The following is a 22,567-nucleotide window of genomic DNA, read 5'->3' as shown; positions in this document are numbered from 1 at the left end:
CTCACATTCCTCTGCGCCCGAGCGACACGGCACGGGCGACGTCGGCCGCGACCTGCGTCCGGGACTGGCGGAAGCTCTCGGCATCGCGGGCGTTGATGGTGACGTTGACAGTGGGCACGGCCGCGGACTTGCCGTACCCTGCAGCTTCGCGCCGCGAGAGCACCCGCTCGCCGCGCTGCAGGATCGCCGGCACCTCGTCGGGACGCAGTCCGGCCCAGCCGCCGTTGTGCATGCGCGGGGTACCCGCGAAGGCCAGTGCCGGGACCATCCGGCCGGGCGACGGCTCGCCGACGAGGCCGCCGGCGTGCAGGATGTTCGCGGACACGCCGCCCAGCGCGCCGGAGAGCGCATTGGCGATCGGGCCGAGGATGAAGCGGCGCGCGGCCAGCTTCGCCAGATCGGCGATCATTGAGGTGACCAGATCGCGGAAGTCGAACTTGCCCGACTTTACGAAGTCACCCATGGCGGTTTCGGCCGAGGTGAACGCCCCGATGAGTGCCTGACCGATGTCGCCGCCGATCTCGCGGGCCCTGGCGGCATAGTCGGCGAGCGCCGCGGTGACCGCGCGCCAACCGGTGAGGGCGGGCTCGGCACTATCAGCCGCCGCAGTCCCGGCGGCCCGCGCCGCACCCCCGGCGCCATCCGCGGCTGCCGCGGTGTCATTCAGACCGGCTGTCAGCGCGCCCGCCGACGACGCTGCATCCCCGAGGGCCGTTTCTGCCTCGGTTCCTGTCCGGGTCACCGCGTCCTTCAGCGCCTGCCAGCTGACGAGCGGGCGACCTGCCGCATCGGAGAGCATGCCCGCGGCCTCGCGATACGCGTCCGCCCGGGCCCGGGCATCGTCGGCCATGGTGCCGAGGCCCAGGTCGGGCGGCTCGACATATGTCCGCGCCAGCGCCGCCGAGAAAGCATCGGCTGCCGCAGTGCCGGCCGCTGTCGCCGCACCTTCGAACGGGTTTCCGATCCGACCGAGTTCCACCGGATCGAGGGTGCCGATCTTCACGCCGCCTTCGCCGACCGCCCAGTCGGGCAGAAGCGCCAGCGCTCCGTTCAGCGCGGTGATGAAGAGATTGATGCGGCTGACGACTCCGTTCAGCATCGCCTCGATCCCGCTGATCAGCCCGTTCGCGGCCTGGAAGGCGAAGTCGCCGATGGCACCGGGAAGCCGGCCCCAGATCGCAACGGCCGCGTCATAGGCGCCGTGGAACACCGCCGCGGTGCGGTCGCCGAATCCGACCACGCCAGCGATGGTTCCCTCGAGGGCCGAAAGCCCCGCCGCCTTCAGACCCTCCCAGCTTGCGGCCATTCTCGCCAGAGCGGCGTCGAGCGACAGGCCCATGCGCGACCAGACTTCCCTGGCCAGATCACCGAGCAGGCGGAAGGCTTCGCCGACGCCGCCCACCCGTTCGACGAAGCGGGAGAACTGATAGACCAGCTCGCCCGCGCCGACGATCAGCGCCCCGATCCCGGTGCGGATCAGGGCGCCCCGTAGGACAACCAACGCTGTGGCGAGGCCGCGGACAGAGAGTGCCGCCGCAGCCATCCCGGCCACCCAGCGCCCGGCCATGAAGGTGGCGAAGGACGCGGCATAGGTCGCCAGTCGCCTCAGATTGCCGATCACCGCATCGATGGCCGTCCGCGGGATCCCGCCATCGGAAGCCAGCGCCACGAAGGCTGAAGCCAGCGCCTCGACGGCCGGCGCCACCGCGACGGCGATGCGGTTGCGCAACCCGTCGAAGACCAGTGACATCGTGCCCAGCGCCACCTGCGTGCGCCGCAGCGCCTCCAGCGCGTCGCCGTCCAGCACGGCGCCGAGGTCGGCAGCCTGGTCCCCCAGCCGCGCCATCTCGGCGCCGCCGTTGCGCAGCAGCGGCAGCAGCCGCGTCGCGTCCGATGCCATGGCCTCGAGATAGAAAGTCATCTCCTGCTGGCTGAGCCCGGCGCGGTCGAGCGTGTCGACGTAGAGCTGCAGCGCCTCGGGCCCGGACAGCCGGGCGAACTGGTCTGCCGTCACGCCGACGCGGGGCGCGACATTCTCGAAGAAGTCGGCCATCGGCCCGCCGCCGGTCTGCAGGAAATCTCCGACCCGGTCGTTCACGTCCTTCAGGATATCGGCGAGCTTCTCCTGCTCGACCCCGACGGTGCGGGCGCCGGCCGACCAGCGCTGCAGCGCCTCGGGCGTGGTGTTGGCGACCTGCGCGAACTGCCGGATCTGGGCGGCACTTTCCGCGGTGGAGCGGACGATCAGTCCGAGCGAGGCGGTGGCTGCAGCGGCAGCAGCCGAAAGTGCCAATCCAGTCCGACGTGCGAAACCGGCCAGCCGGGTGTTCGCCAGTCCCATCTCGCGCGACAGGCGGCCGAAGCCTTTTGCCCCGGCGTCACCGACACCCTCCAGCTCGGCGCGCACCTGACGGCCGCCTTCCGCCACGAGGCGGACGGACACACGCTTTTCGGCCATGGCGATTGTTCCTCGGTTCGTGCGTCATTGACTTATGCACCACTGACGCACATATGAGCGGCATGGCCATCGTGACCGTCGTCGAGACACCGGAATTCCAGCGGCGGTCGCGCAGCCTCATGTCCGAGGCCGAGCGGCTCGAGCTGATCGATTTCGTGGCCCGAAACCCGATGACCGGTGTGTCCATTGGCGGTGGCGTCAGGAAGTTCCGGTTTGCCCGCGAGGGTGGCGGCAAGAGCGGTGGTTACCGGGTGATCCATTTCTTCAGCCCGGAGGACGACACGCCGATCTTCCTGATCACGGTCTTTGCGAAGAACGAGAAGGCGAACCTGACGCCGGCCGAGACGGAAGCGGTGAAGCAGCTGGGCGCGGCCCTGGCCGCAAGCTACAGGAGGACGAGATGAGCGACGCATTCACGAGCATCGAGAAGGGCCTGAAGGAAGCGCTGGCGCATGCCCGCGGCGAAGGGCCCGGCACGGTGCACGAGATCGAACTGCCCGAGCCGGATGTGCAGGCGATCCGTTCGCGCACGGGGCTCTCCCAATCCGAATTCGCCCGCAGCATCGGGGTGAAGAAGGGCACACTCCTGAACTGGGAGCAGCGGCGGCGCAGCCCAGAAGGACCCGCGCGGGTGCTTCTGGCGCTGATCGACAAGGACCCGCAGATCGTCCAGCGCACGCTGGTGCGCTGAACCGGTCAGGCCCGGCCATGGTGACGTTTCCTTGCTTCCGCCTGTTTGGCGTCTTACGTTAGTGGCATCGATCCAGTGAGCGTATGACCATGGCCGAGACCGCCACCCTGTCCTCGAAGTTCCAGATCTCGATCCCCAAGGCGATCCGCACGGCCCAGCACTGGGAAGCCGGGCTCACCTTCGCCTTCTTCCCCAAAGGCACTGGCGTGCTTCTGGTGCCGGTGCCGAAGCGGGAGGAACTGAAGGGCCTCGCGCGCGGAGCCTCCGCCACCGAGTACCGTGACCGGTCCGATCGGTTCTGATGGTCCTCGTCGACACGTCGGCCTGGATCGAGTGGCTGATCGGCTCGCCGACGGGAGAGCAGCTGGCCGGGCATCTGCCCGATCAGGCGGACTGGCTGGTGCCGACGATGGTGCAGCTGGAACTGGCGAAATGGCTGACCCGCGAGGTCGGAGAGGACAAGGCCGATCAGGTGATCGCCTTCACCCAGGTCTGTCAGGTGGTGCCGCTCGATACCGAGATCGCGCTGGCCGCGGCCGACGCTTGCCGAGAACACAAGCTCGCCACCGCGGACGCCATCATCTTCGCCACGGCGCGGCTGCGCGGGGCGACGCTGCTGACCTGCGACAGGCATTTCGAGGGTCTGCCGGGCGTCACCCTGATCGAGAAGATCAAGAACTGAAGCCACTACGGCGGTCAGAGCTGGCCATCTGCTCGTTCAGCCTCCGCACCATCACCGCCTCGATCGCGGGCAGCAGTTCGGCGGCGATCAGCGCGCTGACGCCCAGCGCCTGCGCCATGGAAAGCGCCGCCCCCAAGTCCCAGCCGACGACGGCGCCGGGGATCACCCGCAGCTGGCCGCCAAGGCGCTGCGTCAGATCCCAAACCTGCCAGCCCTCAACGGTCCGGGGCTGGTTCAGCTTTCCTGGACAGTCGGGGCAGGGACCTGCGCAGGCCGCGCAGTAGCTGTCGCCCCCGCCGAAGGACCAGTCGGCGAGGGCGCGGAGACGTTTTTTTCCGCATCCAGCATCAACCCGCGGGCGACATACTGGCTCTGGAAGGCCTCGAATGCCGGCCAGACCTCCAACAGGGCGTCGATGCCCTCAGGGGTGAGGAGGAGCGGTTCGCCTTTCTCGTCGCCGACACCTTCCCAATCCAGCACCGCGAGGCGGGCGACTGCCTTGGCCATGGCCAGTGCCATCTCTTCGGTGCTGGCCGTTTCCGAGAGGGCCGCCAGCGCAGGATCGGCCCGGGCGGCGACCATCAGCGCGGTCGTCAGCGGCGCCACCTTCAGCCGCAGGCCGGGCAGCAGGGACAGCCACTCGGGGCTGTTCGACAGGTTCAGGCGGATCATGGTCAGTAACTCGCGATGCTGTTGACGAGGACGGCCGTGCACATGCGGGCCGGGCTGGTGGCTTTTGCAGCCTGCCAGTCGAAGCTCGCCTGGATGCCCTGCGGCCCGGCGATCTCCACGCGCGGAACCGGCAGGTAGACGGCATGGGCCGTGAAGGTGAAACTCGCGTTCGCCCCGAGGCTGTACGCGAACTCGAGCTCGCACGGCGTGCCGTCGATGGCCTGCGTGACCAGCGCACTGTCGGCAAAACGAACCTCGATCCGGCCGGTGAGCGATGCCATGCCGGGATCGGCGCCCTCGATCTTGCCGTCGTTGCGGATGGTCTCGATCCGGTCGAGGCTGTTGGCATAGGTGATCTCGGCCGAGACGACGTTGCCCAGAGCGGTGCCGTTCCGCTTCACCACCCCGTTGGAATGGCCGAAGCGCTGCAGGCCCAGCGCCGTCGGGGTGCCCGCAGCCGTGGTCGGGGCGATCGCCTCGCCCTGCGCGATAAGCCGCGCCGTCGCGGTCAGCAGTCCCGAGCGGCTCATCTGCCACGACAGCTGGTCCAGCACGCAGCCCGCGTACATGGCGAAACGCGGCACCTCCGGCATGGCGACCTCGATCGCCATGGAGGGCAGGGTCCAGTTGCCCGACTGGAAGCTGTGGGTCTTCGACGTGGTTCCGGTGGTCGCTGGCGCCCCGAACGCCGCCTTCAGCCAGTAGCCGAAAGCCTCCACGTCGATCGGCACGACCACTTCACCGTCCGCGGTCACCGCGTCCTTGATCGGTGCGAGCGGATCGCGGCCGTAGCCGAGCAGCTCGGAGTTCAGGAGCGGCTGCTCCGCGCCCAGCGTCGTCCGCGCGAAGGGCATCAGCCGGTAGCCGCTGGCGGGCGGGGTGCCGTAAACTGTCTCGAACGCAAGCGCCATCTGCGCCCGCGCGCCTTGCGCACGTGCCATGTAGGTCTCCTCGATATGGGGATCAGGCCAGCGGGCCGGTTATGGTGTAATGGAGCACGACGGCGATCACCGCTGCCTTCAGCGCCGCCGCGCCCTCGACCGGCAGATCGACCGAGGCCGGGGCGTCGGGCTCGATCCAGTCGCAGAGCCCGCCCAGCGTTCGGTCAGCCTCCAGCGCCGTGCCAATGGACGCGATCAGGTCGTCAAGGGCGCTGGCGCGGCCGGTGCCCGCCTGGACGACGGCCTCGAGCTCGGCCCGGTGCTGGTAGTGGTAGCGCAGCGGCGACAGAGTCACCTCCGGCTCGCCGGGGTGGCCATCGCGCAGGATGATCAGTCCCGTCGCCGGGATCCGCTCGGGCAGCACCTCATCGCGCAATACGAGGGCGGCAAGGGGCTGCAGCTGCACATGCAGTGCAGCGAGGATGGTTTCGCGGGTGGTGGGCATCTGCTGTCCTATGGTGCGGAGGGAAGCAAAGAGCCGAGGCTGTGTGAAAACTCGTGCTCATGGTAGACTTTGACATGGCTGTGGGGGATCAGCATGTCGGGCTTCATCAAGGGTGTTGAGCGCGGACAGACGGTTCTCTTTCCGGATCGTCTCGAGGACTGGATCAGTGAGGATCATCTGGTTCGAGTTGTCGATCTCTTTGTCGATGAGCTGGATCTGCCAGGCCTTGGCTTTGCTCGATCGGCTCCGGCACGAACGGGACGGCCCGGTTACCATCCCGCGGTTCTGCTCAAGCTGTTCATCTATGGCTATCTGAACCGCATCCCGTCCAGCCGCAGGCTGGAGCGTGAAGCAGGTCGCAATGTTGAACTGATGTGGCTGACCGGCCGCCTGGTGCCGGACCACAAGACCATTGCCTGTTGATTTCCACTCGGAACTGACCCGGGTTTTCCATCGAGAACTGACCCACCCTCAGGTTATGTTTCGTGGGTTAGGCTTGGGTCAAGGCATGGCCGGCCTCCTTGGTTTTCCTGGCTGCTGCGGCTGAGCTTGCCTTGAAGCGGAAGCTGTCGTTTCCGGTCTCCAGGATGTGGCAGCGGTGGGTGAGGCGATCGAGCAGCGCGGTGGTCATTTTGGCATCGCCGAAGACGGTGGCCCATTCGCTGAAGCTCAGGTTGGTGGTGATGACAACGCTGGTGCGCTCATAGAGCTTGCTCAGAAGGTGGAAGAGCAGCGCACCGCCTGAAGCGCTGAACGGCAAGTAGCCCAGTTCGTCCAGGATCACGAGATCGAGCCGGGTCAATCCCTCCGCGATCTGGCCCGCCTTGCCCTTGGTTTTCTCCTGCTCGAGGGCATTGACGAGTTCGATGGTGGAGAAGAAGCGGACCTTCCGGCGGTGGTGTTCGATGGCCTGGATGCCCAGGGCGGTTGCGACATGGGTCTTGCCGGTGCCCGGCCCGCCGATCAGCACGACATTCTGCGCGCCGTCGATGAACTCGCAGCGGTGGAGCTGGCGCACCGTGACCTCGTTGATCTCGCTGGCAGCGAAGTCGAAGCCCGAGAGATCCTTGTAGGCCGGGAAGCGCGCGGCCTTCATGTGATAGGCAATGGAGCGCACTTCGCGTTCCGCCAGTTCGGCCTTCAGCAGCTGGGACAGGATCGGCACGGCTGTCTCGAATGCCGGCGCCCCCTGTTCGATCAGGTCGGTGACGGCCTGGGCCATGCCGTGCATCTTCAGGCTGCGGAGCATGATGACGATGGCGCCGCTGGCGGGATCATGACGCATGGCGGTCTCCGATCTGCGCCCGCAGGTCGTCATAGCGTTCGACATTGGCCTTCGGCTCATGGCGCAGGATCAGCGCCTCCGGTGTGTCGATGTTCGGGCCGCCGGTCGTCTTGCCATCGATCAGCCTGTGCAGGAGATTCAACACATGGGTCTTGGTCGCGACGCCTTCGGCCAGGGCCATTTCCACAGCAACCAGCACAGCCTGTTCATCATGCTGCAGGACCAGCGCCAGGATATCGACCATCTCGCGATCGCCACCGGGTCGTCGCAGCATCTGGTCCTGCAACTGTCGGAAGGCCGCGGGCAGTTCCGCGAAGGGCGCACCGTTCCTGAGGGCACCCGGCTTGCGCTGGATGACGGCCAGATAATGCCGCCAGTCATAGATCGTGCGAGGCGGCAGGTGATGGGACCGCTGGATCACCCGCCCATGTTCGCACAGGATCTGTCCCTCGGCGGCAACCACCAGCCGATCCGGGTAGACCCTGAGGCTGACAGGACGGTTGGCAAAGGACGCCGGCACGCTGTAGCGGTTGCGCTCGAAGCTGATCAGGCAGGTGGGTGAGACACGCTTGCTCCGCTCGACGAAGCCGTCGAAGGCAGGCGGCAGCGGCATCAGCGCGGCCTGTTCTTCGGCCCAGGCGTCGGCGACGGTTCCGGGCAGAACCCCGTGCGGGATCTCGCGCCACAACTCCAGGCAGCGCCGTTCCAGCCAGGCGTTCAGCGCCGCCAGGTCAGGAAAGTTCGGCATCGGCTGCCACAAACGAGGCCGGGCATCCTGAACGTTCTTCTCGACCTGTCCCTTCTCCCATCCCGCGGCAGGATTGCAGAACTCCGGCTCGAAGACATAGTGGTTGGTCATGGCGAGGAAGCGGATGTTGACCTGCCGTTCCTTGCCGCGGCCAACGCGGTCAACCGCTGTCTTCATGTTATCGTAGATGCCGCGACCCGGCACGCCGCCAAAGACGCGGAACCCGTGCCAATGGGCATCGAACAGCATCTCGTGGGTTTGCAGCAGATAGGCCCGAACCAGGAAGGCCCGGCTGTGTGCCAGCTTGATGTGGGCGACCTGAAGCTTCGTGCGCTCCCCGCCCAGAACCGCGTAGTCCTCGCTCCAATCGAACTGGAACGCCTCGCCCGGACGAAAGACCAAGGGGACGAAGGTGCCGCGGCCCGTCGTCTGCTGCTCGCGCTGCCGGTCCATCCGCCATTGCCGGGCGAAGGCCGCGACCCGGCCGTAGGAGCCGGTGAAGCCGAGCGCCACGAGGTCGGCATGGAGTTGCTTCAGCGTCCGGCGCTGCTTGCGTGACTTGCCGGCTTCCGTCTTCAGCCACGCCGCCAGCTTCTCGGAAAACGGATCGAGCTTGCTCGGCCGATCAGGCGTCGCGAACCTCGGCTCGATGGTCCCAGCGCTCAGATACTTCCTGATGGTGTTGCGCGACAGGCCGGTCCGCCGTGCGATCTCCCGGATCGGCAGCTTCTCCCGCAACGCCATGCGTCGGATGATGTTCAAAAGTCCCATGTGGATCACTCCATTACCCCCGCCGCGCTCCGCTTTGGGGAAGGTTCACATGGGTCAGTTCTCAGTGGAAATTACGCCCCTACCCGGGTCAGTTCCGGGTGGAAATCAACACATTGCCGACTTCCGGCGTGACAATGGCGCTGCCATCCGCAGGACCTGCGCGCAGTTCGTGGAGCTTTGTCGCCGGATCGGCACGCTCAAGGGCGATTGCGTCGCTATCGACGGAAGCAAGTTCAGAGCAGTGAACAACCGCGACCGCAACTTCACCAAGGGCAAGATCGCCAGCCGCATTGCCCATCTGGAGGCTGACGTCGAGCGGTATATCCAGGAGATGGTCAGGGTGGACCGTCAGGAGGAGGGCGAGGTCCGGACCGAGAAGGTGGCGCATCTTGCCCGGCGATATGGTCGCATTCGCCAACAGATCCAGTATCTGCAAGCCATGGATAGGGCTTTGGCCGAAGCCCCCGACGGGCAGATCTCGCTGACCGATCCCGACGCCCGCGCCATGGCCACCAGTGCCAAAAACAGTGGGATGGTCGGCTACAATGCCCAGATGGCCGTTGATACCGAGACCCATCTGATCGTGGCGCACGACGTAACCAATCAGGTCCATGATCGAGACCTTCTGGCGCCCCTGGCACAAGCCGCGAAGGATGCCCTGCAGCGAGACGATCTGCATGCGCTCGCGGACAAGGGCTACTTCAGCGGTCGTGAGATCCTCCTCTGTCATGAGAGGGGCATCACCACGACCGTGCCGCGCCCCGAGACCTCAGGCAATCGCGCCAAGGGCATGTATGTGAAGGCCGACTTCGCTTACGAGCCGGAGGCAGATGTTTACCGCTGCCCGGCAGGCGAGACGCTGAGTTATCGCTACACCACCGAGGAAGACGACCTTCAGTTGCGACGCTACTGGACCGGCGAATGCGGCAATTGCGCGATCAGGTCACGCTGCACTACCGGCAAGGAACGCCGGATCACACGATGGGAGCATGAGCATCTGATCGAAGAGGCGCAGATCAGGTTGCGCGGCCCGTCAGAGCCAATGACGCTTCGTCGATCCACCGTCGAGCATCCGTTCGGCACGATCAAGGCGTGGATGGGTGCGACCCATTTCCTGACCAGGCGACTGCCCAACGTGAAGACGGAAATGGCGCTGAACGTGCTGGCCTACAACATCAAGCGGATCGTCGCTTTGATCGGCATCCGAAGCTTCATGACCGCAATCCGGGCCTGAGAAGGCAGGGAAACTCCGTCTTTGCCCGCAGGTCACACTCTGAAGCGCTGCGCCAGATCCGAACAACCACCGGCCCCGATGCGGAGAGTTTCAACACAGGCTAAGCCCTAAGCAGACGTTCTCTCATCCGCATGAGCTTGTTTCCTCGCGCGGCGCCTCACGGCCTGCCGTAGAGCGGTAGCCCAGTCCGCATTGTCCGACGCCTGCGCCAGAAGCTGCGCGCCGATCATGGCAGCGAACAGGATCTGTGCCTCTTCCGGTATCTCAGGATGTTCGCTGGTGCCGGTCTGGCTCAAGAAGCCCGACAGAAGAACTTCCACCCCCTTGCTGTAAGCCTCTCGCGCCGGATTCACGAGGTCGGTGCCGGACACATGCGGGGCAAAAGCCAGCATGGGGCAGGTCTGGTGCGCGGGCCGCTCGCGAAAGTAGTGTTCCACAATCACCGCAGCGTCGGGACGTTCGCCGACCAGCTTCTGCCAGACCCGCGCCACCTGCTCGAAGGAGAGGGCGCAAGCTTCGCGCACCAGCGCCTCCTTGGACGCGAAATGCTTGTAGAAGCCGCCGACGGTCATGCCCGCAGCAGCCATGATGTCGGCGACCGACACCGCTTCGACCCCGCGCTCGCGGAAAAGGCGGCTGGCCTCTGCCACAATCCGTGCGCGGTTCTGCTGCGCCTGTTCGGCCGAGGATCGCCCCATCGTCAGGCCCTCCGGAACGCCAGCAGGTTCGACGTCAGCTCCTGCAGCACCTCGTCCCGCTGGTTGAGCGTCAGGCTGCTCACCTGCACCATGCCTCGGTCGGGGCGGGAACGGGAGGGGCGGATCTCGCGGATCGTGCTTTTCACCCGTAGGATGTCGCCGGGGCGGGTCGGCCGCGGCCAGGCAATGTCCCCGCCGGCGCCGATAACGCCGTCAGCGAAGGGCAGGCTCTGCACCAGAAGCTTCATCGTGATCGACATCGTGTGCCAGCCGCTGGCGGCGAGGCCCTGGAAGAAGCTGTTCTTGGCCGCGTCCTCATCGAGATGGAAGGGTTGCGGATCGAACTGCCGCGCATAGGCGACGATCTGCTCGGCATCCAGCGGATGCTCGGCGCTCAGGAACTCCTGACCGACCTGGAGGTCATCGAGACTGAGCCGTTCGGCCTCGCCATTGTGTTTCATCGTCTTCCCTCGCCTTTCGGATCACTTGTGGACTCGCCAACATAGATTACAACTGTTATCTAACCGACTCAAGCCGGCGCTGCGGCGGACCGATTCCCGCGGGCAGGAGAGCCCATGAACCAGACACCTGACCCGAATGCCGCCGCGCTGCGCGGACGCCCCTGGGTCGTCCTGATCTGTGCGGCAACGCTCGTCACCATCGCCATGGGCATCCGGCAGTCGTTCGGCCTGTTCCTTCGCCCCATCGAGCTGGATATCGGCGTTGGCCGGGAAGCCTTCGGGCTGGCGATTGCCATGCAGAACCTGATCCTCGGGCTGGCGCAGCCCTTTGTCGGCGCGCTGGCGGACAGGTATGGGGCGGGACGCGTGGCGGCGGCCGGAGGGGCGCTCTATGCGCTTGGGCTTGTCCTCGCCTCGATGATCTCAGGCGCGGCGGGGCTCAATCTCACGCTCGGGTTCATCGTCGGCCTCGCCATGACAGGCGTAACCTTCGTCGTCGCCATTGGCGCGGCAATGCGGGCCGTGCCTCCCGAACGGCGCGGATTGGCGGCCGGAATCGTGACGGCCGGCGGCTCGGTCGGGCAGTTCCTGCTGGTGCCGGTCGCGCAGGGTCTGATCACCGGCTTCGGCTGGCGGGAAACCTTCCTGATCTTCGGCGCGCTGGCCGGCGCCATGGTGCTTCTCGCCATCGGCATTGCGGGGCGTCCGGCGGTGCCGCAGACCGGCAGCGCGCACGTGCAGACCTACGGCGAGGCGCTGCGCGAAGCCGCTGGCCATTCCGGCTTCTGGCTGCTGAATGCCGGGTTTTTCGTCTGCGGCTTTCACGTCGCCTTTGTGGCAACCCACCTGCCGGCCTTCCTGGGGGACCGGGGCCTCGACCCGGCGCTCGGCGCACGGGCGCTGGCGCTAATCGGGCTGTTCAACATCCTTGGCTCCTACGTCTTCGGCATGTCGGCGGACCGCTGGCGCAAGAAGCACGTTCTGGCCGGGATCTACCTGGCCCGTGCCGTGCTCATGGCGCTGTTTCTCGCCTTTCCGGTCACGCCCCTGTCCGTCACGCTGTTCGCCTGCACGCTGGGGTTTCTGTGGCTCGGCACCGTACCCCTGACGAGCGGGCTGGTCGGCCAGATCTTCGGCGTCCGCTACATGTCCACGCTGTTCGGGATTGTCTTCCTGTTCCATCAGCTCGGCTCGTTCTTCGGGGCCTGGGGCGCGGGATACGCCTACAACGCGACCGGGTCCTATGACCTCGCCTGGCAGATCTCGATCGCCATCGCCGTCCTTGCTGCGCTTCTGCACTGGCCGATCCGGGATGCCCCGGTTTCAAGGCTGCAGGCCGCTTGATGAGGGATGCGCGGATGCTGTCGATACGTTTCCACCTGTTGCTGGCCGTGGGCGTCTTCCTTGCCGTGGCTCTTGCGGGACTGGCGCTGTGGTACGAGTTCGGCCTTTCCGTTGCCCTGCTGAACGCCTTCCTCCTCTGCTGATTCAGCAGATGCTGACATACTCTGCGCTTGCAAGGGGCTGAATGGTAGCATTGTCCCGCAAGGCAGACATCAGAGCCGTTGTGTCTCCATCCATCCAGCCACGATTCGCCCCGGTACACCGTCCACCACCCGTTCTGCCTCCCGTGTCATGTCCAGCCGCTTGCGCAGTCTGACCTGCGGCACCAGCAGGAAGATCGGCACGGTTGTCAGCCCCCGTCCGGACTTGGCGCGTGAGGCCACCGCCCGGCCCTTGCTGTTCAGCCGCCCCTCGGCCACCAGCAAGCTCGGGCCGCGGCGGCGATAGACGAAGCGCAGGCGCATACCGCTGCGGCGTTCCCATTCACCCGGGGTGATCCGTCCGCCGCGCGTTGACTTCCCCGCAGCCGGGGTCGGGATTGCCAGCCAGAACCCATCGCGCGACCGGATCAGCGGCCCCGCGTCATGGGCGCCGACGATCACCGGCGCGTTCGACCAGACCAGCGCCGCGGCATTCAGGCTGTCGCTGGCCCTGGGATAGGTGGCGAGGCGGATCGAGTTGCCCAGCCGCGCGCCGAGCCCCGCGCCGGTGATCTGACCGCGCCAGGCGGATTTCAGGTCGGCGCCCGCCTCGCGCATGGCGGTGCTGACGGCCTTCTCGCCAGCCCGGATTTCGGCCTGCATCAGGGCGACGAGGTCGGGGCTGATCTCGAGCTTCAGCTTCATCGTGTCACGCAGGCCTCAGGTCCAGCGTCCAGATCAGACGCTCGCGGTCGCGCAGCGGCTCTCCCTGGATCACATGGCTGTCGGCGCCGATGACGATCAGATCGCCCGGATGCGGGGTGGGCAGGTCGGCCACGCGCACATCCACCATCATGCTGTCGCTGACGAAGCGCCCTGCGCCGAACTCGGTGATGCGGTCAGGCGCGCGGGCAATGACACGGATCGGGCGCTCCTCGGAGGTGGAGGCGGAGATCCAGAGCGCCGGGGCCGCCATGGCGGCATGGGTGAAGATGCGGTCCATGGCGGCGGCAAAGACGGACATGAGGATTTCTGCCGCGCGTCAGTTCGAGCTGTGCAGGCGGATCGCGATCCGCGGCCGCTTGTTCACGGGCAGGATCGAGGCTTCCGTCATCAGGTCGATCCAGCGGCCCTTCTCGTCGAGATGCTGGCGCGCATAGAGCGGCAGACCGAGGGTGTTGGCCGCTTCCAGCAGGTTGGCGGGCCCGCCATAGGTGGTGAAGGTGTCCATCGTGCCGAGCGGGAAGGCGATGCCTTCGTTTGCCGGGACCAGCCGTTCGGTCGCCTTCGTGGAAAGGGTCACGGCGCCCGCATATTCCTCGAAGACGATCCCGGCGAAGGGAAAGTTGCGGCGCATGTCCTGGCGGAGCGGCTGGGCGCCCGTCGCGGCGTAGAACTTGTACGCCTCTTCGGTCTTCGGATGGGCGATCAGCTTGTCGAAGAACTCGCGGCTGACGAGGGCGTGCACATCACTCATGCTCTCGCCCAGCAGGTTGTCCTCGACCGCCCGCAGGACCTCGCGCACCTTGCCCTGCACGGGGGTAGCCGCGGTGCCGAGGACGAAGTCGACCGAGATCTGGGTCAGCCCGAACTCGCTGAAGTAGTTGTAGAGGGTGGTGCCGGCGCCGTCCTTCACGATGCCGCGGAGTGCGTTCATCTCCATGTATTCGCGGGTCTGGGCGTGCTTGCGGCGCATGAGCAGCAGCTTGCGGTTCATCACCTCGACCAGCGGATCAGCGGCGTCGAACGCGCCCAGCGCGGGGGCGCCTTGGATGTCGGCAGGCAGGATGACGTCGTCATGCGGAATCCACGGCAGGGCGAAGCTGCGCATCGAGCGACCCTCGCGGGTGCCGACGGTCGCCGGGCCGCCCAGCGGCACCGAGGGCAGCAGGTTCAGGACGCCCTCATACTGCTCGATGATGACCGAGCGCTGGCTGACCCCCTCGAAGCGGAAGAGGCCGAGCTGCGCGAGACGGGTATAGAGGTTCGGCAGGATGTTGATGGCCTGCGTCATCTCGGCCAGCGAATAACCGCCGGCGTCGAAGGGATTGCGGACGAGGGTCATGGAGGGACTCCGGAGGGATGTGGGATCAGACGCCGTCGCGGGCAATGATGCCGGCGCTCGCGAGCTGGCCGATCTTGGCGGTGATCTTGGCCGCGTCATTGACCGTGGCCTCGTAGGCGAGGCCTGCGCGCGAGACGATGGCGGGGCCGCGGGCGACGACGACGCCGACCGCATCCGCCAGCGTGGCGTTCACCGGATAGAGGAGGACGGCGACGGCGGTCTGAGCGCCGTCTGCCCCGGTCGCGGCCGACAGGGTGTACTTGCCGCTGGCCGTGATGCGGCCGAGGACGGCCCCTGCCGGATAGGGCATGCCCATCAGCAGCGTCACCGTCTCGCGGGTGTAGTTCGGGTTGACCTCGTATTTGAGGACATCGCCCATGCTGGGCGGTTCCGTCAGGACGGGCATGGTTCGGTCTCCGGGATGATGGGGGTTTGGGAGGCGCCAGAAGTCAGCGCCGGATTCAGCGCAAGGCGGCGGCGGCCTTCTTCGCGGCCGCAACGATCGGGCTCTCCCTGGCTGTGGCGGCCGGAGCCGTGGCGACGATCCCGGCGGCATCGCTGCGGGCGGCGAGATCGGCCAGCACCTTCGCACGCAGCGCCTCGGGCTTCAGGCCGCGCGTGACCGCATCGGCCGCGACCACCTGGACTCGGGTTCTGTCGCCTCGCCCAACCGGGAAACCGAGTCGATGAAGGACGGCTCGGACGCCGTGTCGGACTGGCCGCTGTTGAACGCGCTGCTGAACACCGCATCCGGCGCGACCTGGGTGTCGCTGCACCACGGCGGTGGCGTGGGCATGGGCTTCAGCCAGCATTCGGGCATGGTCATCTGCTGCGACGGCACCGCAGACGCCGACCGCCGGATCGGGCGCGTGCTGTGGAACGACCCGGCCACGGGCGTCATGCGCCACGCCGACGCAGGCTATGACATCGCGATCGACTGCGCGCGCGAGCATGGCCTGAACCTGCCGGGCATCCTCAAGTGAGGCTCGTGCGTCGGGGAGAGGGCAGGGCCGTGCGCTGGAAGAACGGCGGCGGCGTCACGCACGAACTGGCCGTCTGGCCGGACGGCGCGGACCTGTCCGGCTTCGACACACGGCTGTCGATGGCCGGGGCGGCGGCGGACGGCACCTTCTCAGCCTTTCCCGGCAGCGATCGCACCCTTGCCGTGCTGACAGGCGGGCCGATGCGCCTGTCCTTCGGCGGCACCGAAGTCGCGGTGACGGCGGACGGCCCGCCCTTGTCCTTTCCCGGCGAGGCGCCGGTCCATGCGAGCTTGGACGCGGGCCCGGTGCTGGATCTAAACATCATGACCCGGCGCTGCGCCTTTTCGCACCGGATGGTCGAGCTTCCCCCGGCGACAGCCTTCCGCGGAAGACTGTCGCCCTCGTGGCGGGAGAGAAAACCGGGATTGCATTGCGGTGTCGGTGGATGGGGCGCGGCATCGGGACGATCTCGGCATAGGTCTGTTCGGGCTGGTCGGCCGCGGTCGTGCCTGGCGAGAGCGGGCCCCACGGTCCCTCGTCGTCAGCGGGGCGGCGTCGGGCTTCGGCTGAAAGCTCTTCATCGGGGTCCAGGGCCTTGACCAGCGTGCCGTCGGCCGGGAAATGCGCGTCCGACAACAGCGGCGCGACCTCGCGGCGCGCGAGGATCGCCGCCATCACCGGTGCCGCGACATCTTGGTCGTCAGCAGCCGGTCGTGGCTCTGGGTGAAGACGGTCGGCACCCAGGCAGGATCGTCAATCCCAAGGCCCACAAACCAGCGAACCAGCAGGCTATACTGCGTCTGCTCCATCAGTTGCCGCGCGGACCAGGAACAGGAACAGGATCAGGCCTGCCCTGATCAGCCGGTCCGGCGCGATCGACGGGCGGCCGCAATCGGTGTAGAGCGTCTCGAACCCGGCATCGAGGCCCGCGCGCGCGTCATTCACCACCTGCCGGACTATGCGCAGCGGGTGCCGCGCCGGGAGGCGCTCCTCCAGACCGACATGGCTCAACAGCGACCCGCTCGCCTCATCCGTGCCGCGCATCATCACGCTCGCCCTTGTCGTGCAGAGGGTGAAGCATCTCCCTCAAACCGGGGCGAAAGCCGACCGCTTCAGCAGCCTGCTACAGGACAAGCCGGTGGTTCAGCAGCTTGCGTCTGCCGGGGCGCAAGTATTCGCTGAACAATCCGCTCAAGACCGCTTCATCGCCGATAGCCGTCTACCCGGAAAGGCTCCCATGCTGCAGAACGCACCTGATATTCCCGGGACGCGGCTCTGGCGAGGCGGCTCTTTGAGTAGGGTTCGATTGTCTGCCCTCTTGCGCGGCGCTGGCCGATGTCAGCCATTGCGCCATGGGCGCAACCGCGTCAAATTCAACCCGAGACTCCGGCCTTGGCGGAATGAGCGCCGGAAGCCGGAGCAGGGGGAGCATACCATGTGCCAAGTCTATGCTGGCCAGCGTCCCGAAAGCTACGAGCCCGTGACCCGGCGCCTGAGGCTCAGCGGCCATTCGACCAGCATCCGGCTGGAACGCAGCTTCTGGCGCATCCTCGACAGCATGGCAGCGCGCGAGGGGATGACGACGCCGGCCTTCATCTCTCGCCTTCATGACGAGGTGCAGGAGATCCAGGGCGGCGTTCGCAACTTCGCCTCGCTGCTGCGCTGCGCCTGCCTGATCGAGATGCAGCAGGCGCGGGACGCGGGTTTTGCCTTGGCGGCCGAATAGGCCGAAAGGCGAACCTGTAGTAACCTGCTACTGCCCGCCCCAACCGGAAAGGCTGTAGTCGAAGGAAAAGGAAGAACGGGAAGGGCATGATGGCCAAAGCGATCCATTCCATGATCCGGGTGCTGGACGAGGCGCGCGCGGTCGATTTCTACGACCGCGCCTTTGGGCTCAAGGTGGACACGCGGCTGGATTTCCCTGCCTTCACCCTGGTGTACCTGCGCAACGCCGAAAGCGACTTCGAGCTTGAGCTGACCATCAACAAGGACCGGACGGAACCCTATGACCTGGGCGACGGCTACGGCCACCTGGCCGTGTCGGTCGACGACCTGGAGGCGGAACACGCGCGCCTGACCGAACTGGGCTTTGGCCCGCGCAAGCTGGTGGATTTCGTACCGGGGGGCGAGGTCATCGCCCGCTTCTTCTTCATCGCCGACCCGGACGGCTATCAGATCGAGGTGCTGCAGCGGCAAGGCCGCTTTCACTAGGCAAGGCCCCGGGGAGGGGGCCGGACCCAAGGGAGGAGAAACATGAACAGGATTGACCGTGCCGGGATGACCCGGCGCGAGCTTCTGGCGCGTAGTTTTGCGGCAGGGGGCAGCCTTCTGATCGGCGCAAGCTGGGTCACGGAACGCGGGGCCGCCTGGGCGCTGGAGGTGACGGCCTTGACGCCGCAGACCATGGCGACGCTGGTGCAGATGGCGCGCGACATCTACCCCCACGACCGCATCCCCGACGACCGCTATGCCGTGGCCGTCAAGGGCTATGACACGGCCGAGAAAGCGCCCATGGTCGAGGCCGGGATCGCGGGCCTCGACGCCGCGGCACAGGGGCAGGGCCATGCCAGCTACCTTGCCGCCCTGTGGGAAGCCGAGCGGGTGGCTGTCCTGCACGCCATCGAGAAGGGCGAGTTCTTCCGCACGGTCCGTGCGGGGCTGGTCACCGACCTCTACAACCAGAAAGAGATATGGCCCCTCTTCGGCTACGAAGGGGAAAGCTTCAGCCACGGCGGCTACATCGACCGCGGCTTCAACGACATCGCTTGGCTGTAAGGGAGGACCGGAACATGGCTGCTCCGTTCAGCAACACCGACGACAGCGTGGTCGTCATCATCGGCACCGGTGCAGGCGGCGGCACGCTTGCCAACGAACTCGCGCAGAAGGGCATTTCCGTCGTGGCGCTGGAGGCCGGGGGCCGCTACCTGCCCGAGGACTACGTCAACGACGAATGGGCCAGCTTCGCCCAGCTTGCCTGGCTCGATACCCGCCGGTCCGACGGCAGCTTCCGGCTGACGCGGGATTTCGCGGGCCTGCCGACCTGGATCGTCAAGGCGGTCGGCGGCACCACGACCCACTGGGCCGGCGCCTCGTTGCGCTTCCAGGAACATGAATGGAAGGCGCTGACGAACTATGGCCGGGTCGAGGGGGCGAACCTGATCGACTGGCCGATCGACGCGGGTGAGATGGACCCCTGGTACACGCTGGCCGAGGCCAGGATGGGCGTGACCCGCACCAACGGCCTGCCCGGCCTGCCCGGCAACAACAACTTCCTGGTGATGGAGAAGGGTGCCAAGGCCGTCGGCTACAAGGAAGTCCATACTGGCCGCATGGCGATCAACTCGATCGAATACGGCGGAAGGCAGGCCTGCCAGCAGACCGGCTTCTGCTTTCAGGGCTGCAAATGGGGCGCCAAGTGGTCCACCGCCTATACCGAGATCCCGCTTGGCGAAGAAACCGGCAACCTCGAGGTGCGCGAACGCTGCCACGCGGCGCGGATCGAGCATGACGACGCGGGCCGCGTCACCGGCGTCGTCTATTTCGACAAGGACGGGGTGGAACAGCGGCAGGCAGCGCGGATCGTCTGCGTGGCGGGCAACACCATCGAAAGCCCGCGGCTGCTGCTGAACTCGGCCTCGGCGATGTTCCCCGACGGGCTGGGCAATTCCTCGGGGCAGGTCGGGCGCAACTACATGCGCCATGTCACCGGCTCGGTCTACAGCATCTTCGAGCGTCCGGTGCGGATGTGGCGCGGCACCACCATGGCCGGGATCATGCAGGACGAGGCGCGGCACGACCCCTCGCGCGGCTTCGTCGCGGGCTACGAGCTGGAAACGCTGTCGATCGGGATTCCCTTCATGGCGGCCTTCCTCGACCCCGGCGCCTGGGGGCGCGAGTTCACCAGCGCGATCGACGGCTACGAGAACATGGCCGGGATGTGGATCGTGGGCGAGGACATGCCCCAGGAAACCAACCGCATCACGGTGGACACGGCCGTTCTGGACCAGTTCGGCCTGCCGACGCCGGTGGTCCATTACGACGACCACCCCAATGACGTGGCGATGCGCGACCACGCCTATGCGCGGGGGATCGCGATCCACAAGGCGGCGGGCGCGGTGCGGTCGCTGCCGACGCCGCCCTATCCGTCCACCCACAACATCGGCACGAACCGGATGTCGGACAATCCGCGCGACGGGGTGGTGAACCGCTGGGGACAGAGCCACGACATTCCCAACCTGTTCGTGTCGGACGGCTCGCAGTTCACCACCGGGGCGGCCGAGAACCCGACGCTGACCATCGTGGCGCTTGCGATCCGCCAAGCCGACCACATCGCCCGCGAGATGGGCGCGGGCAATCTGTGACGCACGGGGCGCAGAGCGGGCGACCGCTCTTTCGCCTTTCAACGGCCTGCCAAGCGCGCATCAGGGAGGATCAAGGATGAGGTTCCCGTTTCCGGCCATCGCCGCCGCCTGCATCGCGGCGGCTCCGTCCTTCGGGCAGGATGCCGCGCCTGAGGTCGTGGCGCGGCTTGAATCCATGACCTGCCGCGAGTTCCTGGCGCTCGATGCCGAGGGACAGGCCACCGTCAGGGCGGCGATGCAGGCCCATGCCTCGGGCGAGCCCTTGCCCGACGCCCCCCTGCCTGACCCCGCCGCATCCGCGGAAGGCGCGGCCGGGGTCGTCGAGGACCGGACGGGCGCCGACAGGACCGAGGCCCCGGCGGAACCGGCGGCCCCCGGTGGCGGCACCGGCGCGCCCGAGGTCGTCGCCGGAGAGAACGAAAGCGGCAAGGTTGCCCCCGACGGCACCGAGGCTTCCGTCACGGACGAGGGCGGCGACCGCAGGCTGATCGCAATGCGCACCTCCTGCGAGGGCGGCCCGGATGCGCTGGCGCTGAACGCGCTGCGGGCGGCCTTCGGGAACAACCTGTGACAGCCGTCCGTCCCGCTGCGCGCCCGCAAGGGGCGGAACCCGGGACGAAGGCCGGGGGCGGGGACGCCCTCGCCTGCAGCCCCGCCGCCCGCGGGCAGGGATCGCCCCGTCGCGCCCCTGCCTGCAGTCTCGCGCAGATCCATCCGGGAGGAGTTCCAGCCATGTCATATCGCCTGACCATCGCCGCCTGTCTTGCCCTGCCGCTGCTGACCGGGACCGCCCGGGCCCAGGACGCGCCCCAGAAGGTGGGGGTCAGCGTCGAGGGCGCCGTGGTCGAGGTGCCTGTCGATCTCGCGGCGCAGGCCTGCGGGGTCAGCGCCGAGACGCTGCTCGACCAGTGGAAGCAGCTCGACACCCAGATCGCCACCATGGCGGAGACCTCGGTTGCGGCCGATGCCACCGACCTCGCGCCGGTGGCATCGCCCGAGGATACCCAGAAGGCCTCGGGCGTGGGCCCCACAGACGCGACCAGCGCCGGGGATGCCGGCACAGCCGGCGCCGGGTCGGAGTCGACCGCCGCCGCCCCGGCAGGCAGCGGTGCAGAGGCGGCAGGCACCGGCGATTTGGCCCCGGTCGTCGCCGCCGCCTCGCCCGATGCCAGCGCGGCCGAGAACCCCCAGAAGGCCCTGGACGATAGCGCCGCCCCGACCGAGGGCACCGCGCTGTCCAAGGCCGCGGTCTGCGAAATCGACGCGCAGAAGGCGGCCGGGCTCGGGATCAAGGCACCGGACTGAGGCGCGATGCCCTTCAGGGACGCCCCCGCCTCTCGCGCCGGGACTGGCCGAAGCTGGCTCGCCTGCAACTGATCTGGCCACCGACTGCACGGAAGCGCCGGGCACAACGAAAAGGTCCCCGGCCTGATGTCCCTCTGCCCCTAGCGCCTGGGCGCCAGCGCCAGGCCGCCGACACCCGAGGCGAAGATCACGGCGAGGCCGAGCAGCGCCAGGGGTTCCGGCCAGTCGCCGAAGACGAGGAACCCGATCACGGTGGCGACGATCAGCTGGAAATAGATGAGGGGCGCCGAGACCGTCGCCGGCGTCGTCCGGTTCACGACCACCAGCAGATAGTTGCCGAAGGCAGAGGCGAGCGAACTGACGATCACCAGCACCCAGATCCGCAGGTCGGCGCTTGCCGGAATGTCGGCAAGGCCCGCAGGCAGCAGCAGCACCGCCCCGATCACCAGTTGCGATCCCAGCAGGAAGGGCGGCGGATAGAAGGCGGTCATCCAGCGCGTCGCGGCAAGATACGAGCCGTAGAGCGTGCCCGCCATCACCGCGAAGATCATGCCGGTCCCCATCTCGCCGCCGGGCCGGACGACCAGCAGCACGCCGGCAAATCCCAGCGCCAGCATCACCGTGCGCGCCCAGGACACGCGCTCGCCCAGCAGCAGGGCCGACAGCACATAGGCCACGATCGGGCCGATGAAGAAGGCGCCGAAGACGTTCGCGATGGGCTCGGTCCGAAGCGCGGTCAGGATCGAGGCGATGGCGCCGACGATCAGACCCGCCCGCAGGATCAGCCGCCAGTCCAGCAGGCGCCCCAAGCCGGACGGCCGCAGACCCAGCACCCAAGCCAGCAGCAGGGCCGCGAGCGCGAAACGCGACCAGGCCACGAACAGCGGCTGCACCCCCGCCTCGGTCAGCAGCTTGCCGGCGGTGTCGCCGCAGACGATCGCCGTGGTGGCAAGGGCGACAAGACCAAGAACCGTCAGGGGCGCAGGGGTCTGCATCGGCATTTCCTTCAGTCCGCATCGGCGCGCTATCCGGCAGCGCGCAAGGCCGGATCGGAACCCCCGCATCCCTTGCTGATGCAAGCCTGCCAGGCCCGCCGATGCAGGGCGGGGGCCGGCAGGCCCATGGGCAGAGACCTGAGCTTGCAGGCAGGTTCAGAACATTGCTCCGCCAGATACCCGGAAGAAAGGCAATGATGAAGCCCGCGTGTCGGGACACGGCCATGAAGGCGTGACATGCCGGGCCGCGCCTCGCTCCGGTCCGCCGATCCGGGCCGGATGGCAGCG

27 protein-coding genes and 5 pseudogenes are annotated in these 22,567 nt (G+C 67.3%); 16 read left to right on the top strand and 16 right to left on the bottom strand.

Features of this window, described 5'->3' with window-relative positions; all coding sequences use genetic code 11:
* Window position 1 precedes the first annotated feature (1 nt).
* Window positions 2–2,458, bottom strand: coding sequence for a phage tail tape measure C-terminal domain-containing protein (locus tag JGR78_RS11195; RefSeq protein ID WP_182805853.1), 2,457 nt, complete (start codon window positions 2,456–2,458; stop codon window positions 2–4).
* Window positions 2,459–2,520: 62 nt separating this feature from the next.
* Here JGR78_RS11195 and JGR78_RS11190 point away from each other — a divergent pair, with 62 nt between their 5' ends.
* The 4 genes from JGR78_RS11190 to JGR78_RS11175 all read left to right on the top strand — a co-directional run bounded on the left by JGR78_RS11190 (window position 2,521) and on the right by JGR78_RS11175 (window position 3,831).
* On the top strand, window positions 2,521–2,862 hold the full coding sequence (locus JGR78_RS11190) for a type II toxin-antitoxin system RelE/ParE family toxin (RefSeq protein WP_200559306.1): 342 nt from the start codon (window positions 2,521–2,523) through the stop codon (window positions 2,860–2,862).
* On the top strand, window positions 2,859–3,149 hold the full coding sequence (locus JGR78_RS11185; protein WP_182793095.1) for a DNA-binding transcriptional regulator: 291 nt from the start codon (window positions 2,859–2,861) through the stop codon (window positions 3,147–3,149). Before JGR78_RS11190 ends, JGR78_RS11185 begins: the two co-directional genes overlap by 4 nt.
* A gap of 89 nt (window positions 3,150–3,238) precedes the next feature.
* A complete protein-coding gene (locus JGR78_RS11180; RefSeq protein ID WP_182805849.1) occupies window positions 3,239–3,451 on the top strand; it encodes an AbrB/MazE/SpoVT family DNA-binding domain-containing protein in 213 nt (70 codons plus the stop codon).
* Entirely contained in the window at window positions 3,451–3,831 is a 381-nt protein-coding gene (locus tag JGR78_RS11175) for a type II toxin-antitoxin system VapC family toxin (RefSeq protein ID WP_182805847.1), read from the top strand. Before JGR78_RS11180 ends, JGR78_RS11175 begins: the two co-directional genes overlap by 1 nt.
* Here JGR78_RS11175 and JGR78_RS11170 read toward each other — a convergent pair.
* The 4 genes from JGR78_RS11170 to JGR78_RS11155 form a co-directional block, all read right to left on the bottom strand.
* On the bottom strand, window positions 3,821–3,997 hold the full coding sequence (locus JGR78_RS11170) for a hypothetical protein (protein WP_234450726.1): 177 nt from the start codon (window positions 3,995–3,997) through the stop codon (window positions 3,821–3,823). The genes JGR78_RS11175 and JGR78_RS11170 overlap by 11 nt on opposite strands.
* 68 nt (window positions 3,998–4,065) lie before the next feature.
* Window positions 4,066–4,503, bottom strand: coding sequence for a hypothetical protein (locus JGR78_RS11165; RefSeq protein WP_182805845.1), 438 nt, complete (start codon window positions 4,501–4,503; stop codon window positions 4,066–4,068).
* Between the two features lie 2 nt (window positions 4,504–4,505).
* Window positions 4,506–5,444 (bottom strand): phage tail tube protein, encoded by a 939-nt coding sequence (locus JGR78_RS11160; protein WP_182805843.1) that lies wholly within the window; start codon window positions 5,442–5,444, stop codon window positions 4,506–4,508.
* A gap of 22 nt (window positions 5,445–5,466) precedes the next feature.
* Entirely contained in the window at window positions 5,467–5,889 is a 423-nt protein-coding gene (locus JGR78_RS11155) for an acyl-CoA transferase (protein WP_182805841.1), read from the bottom strand.
* Window positions 5,890–5,982: 93 nt separating this feature from the next.
* Here JGR78_RS11155 and JGR78_RS11150 point away from each other — a divergent pair.
* Window positions 5,983–6,306 (top strand): annotated as a pseudogene (locus tag JGR78_RS11150) (transposase); the annotation flags it as partial.
* A 73-nt stretch (window positions 6,307–6,379) separates the two neighbouring features.
* Here JGR78_RS11150 and istB read toward each other — a convergent pair.
* Window positions 6,380–7,174 carry an IS21-like element helper ATPase IstB gene (gene istB, locus JGR78_RS11145; RefSeq protein ID WP_200559304.1) on the bottom strand — a complete coding sequence of 265 codons (795 nt, stop codon included), beginning with the start codon at window positions 7,172–7,174 and terminating at the stop codon, window positions 6,380–6,382.
* Window positions 7,164–8,693 carry an IS21 family transposase gene (istA, locus tag JGR78_RS11140; protein ID WP_200559303.1) on the bottom strand — a complete coding sequence of 510 codons (1,530 nt, stop codon included), beginning with the start codon at window positions 8,691–8,693 and terminating at the stop codon, window positions 7,164–7,166. The genes istB and istA overlap by 11 nt, the downstream gene beginning before the upstream one ends.
* A gap of 112 nt (window positions 8,694–8,805) precedes the next feature.
* On the opposite strand from istA, the pseudogene JGR78_RS11135 reads away from it, so the two are divergent.
* Window positions 8,806–9,927 (top strand): annotated as a pseudogene (locus JGR78_RS11135) (IS1182 family transposase); the annotation flags it as partial.
* A gap of 107 nt (window positions 9,928–10,034) precedes the next feature.
* Here the strand turns inward: JGR78_RS11135 and JGR78_RS11130 are convergent.
* Together JGR78_RS11130 and JGR78_RS11125 are read right to left on the bottom strand one after the other, a co-directional pair.
* Window positions 10,035–10,625, bottom strand: coding sequence for a TetR/AcrR family transcriptional regulator (locus tag JGR78_RS11130; RefSeq protein ID WP_182793090.1), 591 nt, complete (start codon window positions 10,623–10,625; stop codon window positions 10,035–10,037).
* A 2-nt stretch (window positions 10,626–10,627) separates the two neighbouring features.
* Window positions 10,628–11,086 (bottom strand): MaoC family dehydratase, encoded by a 459-nt coding sequence (locus tag JGR78_RS11125; RefSeq protein WP_182793089.1) that lies wholly within the window; start codon window positions 11,084–11,086, stop codon window positions 10,628–10,630.
* Window positions 11,087–11,200: 114 nt separating this feature from the next.
* Here JGR78_RS11125 and JGR78_RS11120 point away from each other — a divergent pair, with 114 nt between their 5' ends.
* On the top strand, window positions 11,201–12,430 hold the full coding sequence (locus JGR78_RS11120) for an MFS transporter (RefSeq protein ID WP_182793088.1): 1,230 nt from the start codon (window positions 11,201–11,203) through the stop codon (window positions 12,428–12,430).
* Between the two features lie 14 nt (window positions 12,431–12,444).
* Window positions 12,445–12,573, top strand: coding sequence for a hypothetical protein (locus JGR78_RS18445; RefSeq protein WP_255434971.1), 129 nt, complete (start codon window positions 12,445–12,447; stop codon window positions 12,571–12,573).
* A 69-nt stretch (window positions 12,574–12,642) separates the two neighbouring features.
* Here the strand turns inward: JGR78_RS18445 and JGR78_RS11115 are convergent, their stop codons facing one another.
* From JGR78_RS11115 to JGR78_RS11095, 5 genes are read right to left on the bottom strand one after another with little or no spacing between them, the layout of a single operon-like run.
* Entirely contained in the window at window positions 12,643–13,275 is a 633-nt protein-coding gene (locus JGR78_RS11115; RefSeq protein ID WP_182805748.1) for a DUF6441 family protein, read from the bottom strand.
* Window positions 13,276–13,279: 4 nt separating this feature from the next.
* Window positions 13,280–13,594, bottom strand: a complete 315-nt coding sequence (locus JGR78_RS11110) for a hypothetical protein (protein ID WP_182805746.1) — start codon at window positions 13,592–13,594, stop codon at window positions 13,280–13,282.
* 18 nt (window positions 13,595–13,612) lie between these two features.
* Entirely contained in the window at window positions 13,613–14,635 is a 1,023-nt protein-coding gene (locus tag JGR78_RS11105) for a major capsid protein (RefSeq protein ID WP_182805744.1), read from the bottom strand.
* A gap of 25 nt (window positions 14,636–14,660) precedes the next feature.
* Window positions 14,661–15,041 (bottom strand): head decoration protein, encoded by a 381-nt coding sequence (locus JGR78_RS11100; RefSeq protein WP_182805742.1) that lies wholly within the window; start codon window positions 15,039–15,041, stop codon window positions 14,661–14,663.
* A gap of 55 nt (window positions 15,042–15,096) precedes the next feature.
* Window positions 15,097–15,276 (bottom strand): hypothetical protein, encoded by a 180-nt coding sequence (locus JGR78_RS11095; RefSeq protein WP_234450725.1) that lies wholly within the window; start codon window positions 15,274–15,276, stop codon window positions 15,097–15,099.
* Between JGR78_RS11095 and JGR78_RS11090 the strand changes: the two are divergent.
* Both JGR78_RS11090 and JGR78_RS18645 read left to right on the top strand, forming a co-directional pair.
* A pseudogene (locus JGR78_RS11090) lies at window positions 15,262–15,618 on the top strand (urocanate hydratase); the annotation flags it as partial. The gene JGR78_RS11095 and the pseudogene JGR78_RS11090 sit on opposite strands and share 15 nt — an antisense overlap.
* A pseudogene (locus tag JGR78_RS18645) lies at window positions 15,615–15,932 on the top strand (HutD family protein); the annotation flags it as partial. The pseudogenes JGR78_RS11090 and JGR78_RS18645, both read left to right, overlap by 4 nt.
* A 43-nt stretch (window positions 15,933–15,975) precedes the next feature.
* Here the strand turns inward: JGR78_RS18645 and JGR78_RS11080 are convergent.
* Window positions 15,976–16,662: pseudogene (locus JGR78_RS11080) on the bottom strand (transposase); the annotation flags it as partial.
* A 391-nt stretch (window positions 16,663–17,053) separates the two neighbouring features.
* Here JGR78_RS11080 and JGR78_RS11075 point away from each other — a divergent pair.
* The 6 genes from JGR78_RS11075 to JGR78_RS11050 all read left to right on the top strand — a co-directional run bounded on the left by JGR78_RS11075 (window position 17,054) and on the right by JGR78_RS11050 (window position 21,284).
* On the top strand, window positions 17,054–17,344 hold the full coding sequence (locus JGR78_RS11075) for a ribbon-helix-helix domain-containing protein (protein ID WP_182805740.1): 291 nt from the start codon (window positions 17,054–17,056) through the stop codon (window positions 17,342–17,344).
* A gap of 89 nt (window positions 17,345–17,433) precedes the next feature.
* On the top strand, window positions 17,434–17,829 hold the full coding sequence (locus JGR78_RS11070; protein ID WP_182805738.1) for a VOC family protein: 396 nt from the start codon (window positions 17,434–17,436) through the stop codon (window positions 17,827–17,829).
* 42 nt (window positions 17,830–17,871) lie between these two features.
* Entirely contained in the window at window positions 17,872–18,393 is a 522-nt protein-coding gene (locus tag JGR78_RS11065) for a Twin-arginine translocation pathway signal (RefSeq protein ID WP_182805736.1), read from the top strand.
* Between the two features lie 14 nt (window positions 18,394–18,407).
* Complete coding sequence (locus JGR78_RS11060; protein ID WP_182805734.1) at window positions 18,408–19,979, top strand: GMC family oxidoreductase; 1,572 nt, start codon at window positions 18,408–18,410, stop codon at window positions 19,977–19,979.
* A gap of 76 nt (window positions 19,980–20,055) precedes the next feature.
* On the top strand, window positions 20,056–20,550 hold the full coding sequence (locus tag JGR78_RS11055) for an HdeA/HdeB family chaperone (RefSeq protein WP_182793079.1): 495 nt from the start codon (window positions 20,056–20,058) through the stop codon (window positions 20,548–20,550).
* Between the two features lie 161 nt (window positions 20,551–20,711).
* Window positions 20,712–21,284, top strand: coding sequence for a hypothetical protein (locus tag JGR78_RS11050; protein ID WP_182793078.1), 573 nt, complete (start codon window positions 20,712–20,714; stop codon window positions 21,282–21,284).
* A 140-nt stretch (window positions 21,285–21,424) separates the two neighbouring features.
* Here the strand turns inward: JGR78_RS11050 and JGR78_RS11045 are convergent, their stop codons facing one another.
* The gene (locus tag JGR78_RS11045) at window positions 21,425–22,279 is read right to left on the bottom strand and encodes a DMT family transporter (protein ID WP_182793077.1); all 855 of its coding nucleotides are present in this window, start codon (window positions 22,277–22,279) and stop codon (window positions 21,425–21,427) included.
* Window positions 22,280–22,567: the final 288 nt, after the last annotated feature.

The sequence above is a fragment of the Paracoccus sp. MC1862 genome (assembly GCF_016617715.1).
Classification (GTDB): Bacteria; Pseudomonadota; Alphaproteobacteria; order Rhodobacterales; family Rhodobacteraceae; genus Paracoccus.
Note: the sequence above shows the minus strand (reverse complement) of the source record. Positions and strands in the feature narration are given on the sequence as shown.